General features: G+C 58.9%; 6 protein-coding genes. All 6 read left to right on the top strand.

Annotation, left to right across the window (positions count from 1 at the left end; translation table 11 throughout):
- Positions 1-138: 138 nt before the first annotated feature.
- Entirely contained in the window at positions 139-360 is a 222-nt protein-coding gene (locus tag AC1DSG_RS27100; RefSeq protein ID WP_010457489.1) for an FmdB family zinc ribbon protein, read from the top strand.
- Between the two features lie 117 nt (positions 361-477).
- Complete coding sequence (aspS, locus tag AC1DSG_RS27105; protein WP_477793631.1) at positions 478-2253, top strand: aspartate--tRNA ligase; 1776 nt, start codon at positions 478-480, stop codon at positions 2251-2253.
- A 117-nt stretch (positions 2254-2370) separates the two neighbouring features.
- The gene (locus AC1DSG_RS27110; protein ID WP_027922936.1) at positions 2371-3117 is read left to right on the top strand and encodes a YebC/PmpR family DNA-binding transcriptional regulator; all 747 of its coding nucleotides are present in this window, start codon (positions 2371-2373) and stop codon (positions 3115-3117) included.
- A gap of 84 nt (positions 3118-3201) precedes the next feature.
- Positions 3202-3726, top strand: coding sequence for a crossover junction endodeoxyribonuclease RuvC (gene ruvC / locus AC1DSG_RS27115; RefSeq protein WP_007945844.1), 525 nt, complete (start codon positions 3202-3204; stop codon positions 3724-3726).
- Positions 3727-3842: 116 nt separating this feature from the next.
- Positions 3843-4460: a Holliday junction branch migration protein RuvA gene (ruvA, locus tag AC1DSG_RS27120; RefSeq protein WP_007897033.1), complete on the top strand. Its 618-nt coding sequence runs from the start codon at positions 3843-3845 to the stop codon at positions 4458-4460.
- On the top strand, positions 4461-5379 hold a 919-nt coding region (ruvB, locus tag AC1DSG_RS27125), incomplete at its 3' end, for a Holliday junction branch migration DNA helicase RuvB (protein ID WP_477793632.1). It lies immediately after the preceding gene.

Raw genomic sequence — 5379 nt, forward strand, 5'->3', positions numbered from 1 at the left:
AGTCGCAGTGGCTTAAGGAATTGAGTGTCAGTCTGTGCAGTCTTACGGCTGCACAGGCTGCATTTAATGGATATAATCCCGCTCTTTGCCGCAAAACCCAGCGTGTGCGGTAGCAATCTGATCGCCGAGACAACCCCCATGCCGATGTACGACTATCAATGTGCTTCCTGTGGTCATCAGTTGGAAGCCATTCAAAAGATCAGCGCAGCACCGCTGGTCGACTGCCCTGCCTGCCAGGCGCCAGAGCTTAAAAAGATGCTGTCCATGCCAGGCTTCCGCCTCAGCGGCACTGGCTGGTACGAAACCGATTTCAAGACCGGCTCGAAGAAGAACCTGGCCGGCGGCGACAAAGCTGACTAGGGTCTAGAGCCTGAGTTGAACCACACGCGTGAGCGCTTGCAACATCCTGCATCTTTATTAAAGGCAGGATGTGCAAGTCTCCAACCGAATTTCGATTACGAGAAGCGAACCACTACCATGATGCGCAGCCATTATTGCGGCCAACTGAACGAAAGCCTGGAAGGCCAGGAAATTACTCTTTGCGGTTGGGTTCACCGTCGCCGTGACCACGGTGGGGTGATTTTCCTCGATATCCGTGATCGTGACGGTCTGGCCCAGGTGGTGTTCGACCCGGACCGCGCTGAATCCTTCGCCGCCGCCGATCGCGTGCGCAGCGAGTACGTCGTGAAGATCACCGGCAAGGTTCGCCTGCGTCCGGCCGGTGCCACCAACGCCAACATGGCGTCGGGCATGATCGAAGTCCTCGGCTACGAGCTGGAAGTGCTGAACGAATCGGAAACCCCGCCGTTCCCGTTGAACGAGTTCTCCGATGTCGGCGAAGAAACCCGCCTGCGCTATCGCTTCCTTGACCTGCGTCGTCCGGAAATGGCCGAGAAGCTGCGTCTGCGTTCGCGCATGACCACCAGCATCCGTCGCTTCCTGGACGAGAACGGCTTCCTCGACGTCGAGACGCCGATCCTGACCCGTGCTACCCCTGAAGGTGCTCGCGACTACCTGGTGCCGAGCCGTACCCACGCCGGTTCGTTCTTTGCCTTGCCGCAATCGCCACAGCTGTTCAAGCAACTGCTGATGGTGGCTGGCTTCGACCGTTACTACCAGATCGCCAAGTGCTTCCGTGACGAAGACCTGCGGGCTGACCGCCAGCCGGAATTCACCCAGATCGACATCGAGACCAGCTTCCTCGACGAAAACGAGATCATGGGCATCACCGAAAAAATGATCCGCAACCTGTTCAAGGAAGTGCTGGATCTGGAATTCGGCGACTTCCCGCACATGACCTTCGCAGAAGCCATGCGCCGTTACGGTTCCGACAAGCCGGACCTGCGTAACCCGCTGGAACTGGTTGACGTTGAAGATCAACTGAAAGAAGTCGACTTCAAGGTGTTCAGCGGCCCTGCCAACGACCCGAAATGCCGCATCGCCGCCTTGCGCGTTCCAGGCGCGGCGAGCATGCCGCGCAAGCAAATCGACGACTACACCAAGTTCGTCGGCATCTACGGTGCCAAGGGCCTGGCGTACATCAAGGTCAACGAGCGCGCCAAAGGTGTCGAAGGCCTGCAATCGCCAATCGTCAAGAACATCCCTGAAGCCAACCTCAACGTGATCCTCGATCGCGTCGGTGCGGTCGATGGCGATATCGTGTTCTTCGGTGCCGACAAGGCCAAGATCGTTAGCGAAGCCCTGGGCGCGCTGCGGATCAAGGTAGGTAACGACCTGGACTTGCTGACCTGCAAGTGGGCGCCAATGTGGGTCGTCGACTTCCCGATGTTCGAAGAAAACGACGACGGCAGCTTCACCGCCTTGCACCACCCGTTCACCGCGCCGAAGTGCACCCCGCAAGAACTGGAAGCCAACCCGGCGACCGCTCTGTCCCGTGCCTACGACATGGTCCTGAACGGCACCGAGCTGGGTGGTGGTTCGATCCGTATCCACCGTAAGGAAATGCAGCAGACTGTGTTCCGTCTGCTGGGTATCAACGAAGCGGAACAGGAAGAAAAATTCGGCTTCCTGCTCGACGCCCTGAAATACGGCGCGCCGCCGCACGGTGGCCTGGCCTTCGGTCTGGACCGTCTGGTGATGCTGATGACCGGCGCCCAGTCGATCCGTGAAGTGATCGCCTTCCCGAAAACCCAGAGCGCGGCAGATGTCATGACTCAGGCACCGGGTCAGGTGGATGCCAAGGCATTGCGCGAACTGCACATTCGTCTGCGCGAAACGCCAAAGGCTGAGTAAGGCTGACCGCAAAGGCGCATCCTTTTGGGTGCGCCTTTTCTTTAGGTCGAGATTTATTGGTTGCTGGCCGACACTGTGTGTGGCGGGCAATGTTTCAAAGAGAATTCGGAGCGAGTTATGGCGGGTCATTCCAAGTGGGCGAACATCAAGCACCGCAAAGAACGTCAGGATGCCAAGAAGGGCAAGATTTTCACCAAGTGGATTCGTGAACTGACCGTTGCTGCCCGTCAGGGCGGCGGTGATCCGGGCTCCAACCCGCGCCTGCGTCTGGCGCTGGACAAGGCTCTTGGCGCGAACATGAGTCGCGACATCATTGATCGTGCGGTCGCACGCGGCGCGGGTGCTGCCGACACCGACGACATGGTCGAATTGAGCTACGAAGGCTACGGCCCGGGCGGTGTGGCGGTGATGGTCGAGTGCATGACCGATAACCGTAATCGCACCGCAGCCGCGGTTCGCCACGCGTTCAGCAAATGCGGCGGCAACCTCGGCACGGACGGTTCCGTGGCTTATCTGTTCGAGCGCAAAGGGCAGATTTCCTTCGCGCCAGGCGTTGATGAGGACGCGCTGATAGAAGCGGCCATGGAAGCCGACGCCGATGACGTGGTCACCCACGAAGATGGCTCGATTGACGTGTTCACATCTTTCGCTGGTTTCTACTCGGTTCGTAATGCGCTCGAAGCGGCCGGATTCAAAGGTGACGACGCAGAAATCGTCATGCTGCCGACCACCAGCGCCGAGCTGGACCTGGAAGGCGCCGAGAAGGTACTCAAGCTGATCGACATGCTCGAAGACCTGGATGACGTGCAGAACGTTTATTCCAATGCCGATATTCCTGAGTCGGTGGCTGCGCAGCTCGGTTAAGGGTGACTAAGATCAAAGGTGGGAGTCAGCTCGCACCTTTGTTATTTGCTGTATTGAAGTGCTCTTACCTAACCCGCAGGCGTTATGACTTTAATTCTTGGTATCGACCCCGGTTCGCGTATTACCGGTTATGGCGTGGTGCGCGATACCGGGCGTGGCTGTGTGTACGTGGCATCGGGCTGCATTCGCACCGGCTCGGGGGAATTGCATGAGCGTCTGCAAATCGTTTATCGCGGCGTGCGTGAAATCATCCAGACATACGGCCCGGTCACCATGGGTATCGAAAAAGTGTTCATGGCGCGCAACGCCGACTCCGCGCTGAAACTGGGTCAGGCACGCGGTGCGGCCATCGTGGCCGGTGCCGAAGAAAGCCTGGAAATCGCCGAGTACACCGCAACCCAGGTCAAGCAGGCCGTGACCGGCACTGGCGCGGCAAATAAAGAACAGGTGCAGATGATGGTCATGCACATGCTGAAATTGACCAGCAAACCGCAAATCGACGCCTCGGACGCCCTGGCCATCGCCATCTGTCATGCTCACACCCGTTCCAGTTTGTTGCCCCATGGCCTTGGGACGGCACGCAGTCGTGGCGGGCGCTTGCGTCTCTGATAGCATCAGCAATCATTTTTTATGGGATGAGGGTTTTCGTGTCTGTGTCGTCGACGCGACCCCTTGTTCTGTTGGTCGCCAGGCATTGATCTGGCCAACGCTCAAGGATCTGAAACGTGATTGGACGCTTGCGCGGCACACTGGCTGAAAAACAGCCGCCGCACCTGATTCTGGATGTAAACGGTCTGGGGTATGAGCTGGAAGTGCCCATGACCACGCTGTATCGCTTGCCGTCGGTCGGTGAACCGCTGACCTTGCACACCCACTTGGTCGTACGCGAAGACGCGCAGTTACTCTATGGCTTCTTCGGCAAGCGTGAGCGAGACTTTTTCCGCGAGTTGATCCGTCTCAACGGCGTAGGGCCAAAATTGGCGCTGGCGTTGATGTCGAGTCTGGAAGTCGATGAGTTGGTCCGTTGCGTGCAGTCCCAGGACACCTCGGCGCTGACCAAGGTGCCAGGGGTGGGCAAAAAAACCGCCGAACGTTTGTTGGTGGAACTCAAGGACCGCTTCAAAGCCTGGGAAACCGTACCGGCGATGTTTGCCCTGGTGCCAAACCAGCCGGGTGGGCCAGACGCGCCGGCTCCGGTCGCCACCGCCGAAAATGACGCGGTCAGCGCCCTGATCTCCCTGGGCTACAAGCCACAGGAGGCCAGCAAGGCGATTTCTGCGATTAAGGAGAAAGGTTTGAGCAGTGAAGACATGATTCGTCGTGCCCTGAAGGGAATGATTTAAGTGATTGAAGCTGATCGTCTGATAACCGCCGCGCCCGGTCCTCGTGATCGCGAGGAAGTCCAGGACCGGGCAATTCGCCCTGTCAGCCTGGCCGAATACATCGGCCAGCCGACGGTTCGCGAGCAAATGGAGTTGTTCATCCAGGCCGCACGGGGGCGTAACGAATCGCTGGATCACACGCTGATCTTCGGTCCGCCGGGCCTGGGGAAAACCACCTTGGCGAACATCATCGCCCAGGAAATGGGGGTGTCGATCAAGAGCACGTCGGGTCCGGTGCTTGAGCGTCCGGGTGATCTGGCGGCGTTGTTGACCAATCTTGAGCCCCACGACGTGCTGTTCATCGACGAAATCCATCGCCTGTCTCCGATTGTCGAAGAAGTGCTGTACCCGGCCATGGAAGATTTCCAGCTCGACATCATGATTGGTGAGGGGCCGGCCGCGCGCTCGATCAAGCTTGATCTGCCGCCATTCACCCTCGTCGGTGCCACCACGCGTGCCGGTATGTTGACCAACCCCTTGCGTGACCGCTTCGGGATCGTGCAGCGCCTGGAGTTCTACAGCACCGCCGATCTCGCCACGATTGTCAGTCGTTCGGCGAGCATTCTTGGTTTGCCACTGGACCCGGAAGGCGCCTTTGAAATCGCCCGCCGTGCCCGCGGCACGCCACGGATCGCCAACCGTCTGTTGCGACGGGTGCGCGATTTCGCTGAAGTGCGTGCCAAGGGTCACATTACCAAGCCGATTGCCGACCTCGCGCTGAATCTGCTGGACGTCGACGAACGTGGTTTCGACCACCAGGACCGGCGTCTGCTGTTGACCATGATCGAGAAGTTCGACGGTGGTCCGGTCGGGGTGGACAGCCTGGCCGCCGCAATCAGCGAAGAACGCCACACCATTGAAGATGTGCTGGAGCCTTACC

Source organism: Pseudomonas sp. P5_A12 (assembly GCF_056400685.1).

Bases quoted from the DNA above. Each gene is read 5' to 3' on its own strand.
- AC1DSG_RS27110 (WP_027922936.1), top strand. From the start codon at position 2,371: ATGGCGGGTCATTCCAAGTGGGCGAACATCAAGCACCGCAAAGAACGT.
- AC1DSG_RS27100 (WP_010457489.1), top strand. From the start codon at position 139: ATGCCGATGTACGACTATCAATGTGCTTCCTGTGGTCATCAGTTGGAA.
- ruvC (WP_007945844.1), top strand. From the start codon at position 3,202: ATGACTTTAATTCTTGGTATCGACCCCGGTTCGCGTATTACCGGTTAT.
- aspS (WP_477793631.1), top strand. From the start codon at position 478: ATGATGCGCAGCCATTATTGCGGCCAACTGAACGAAAGCCTGGAAGGC.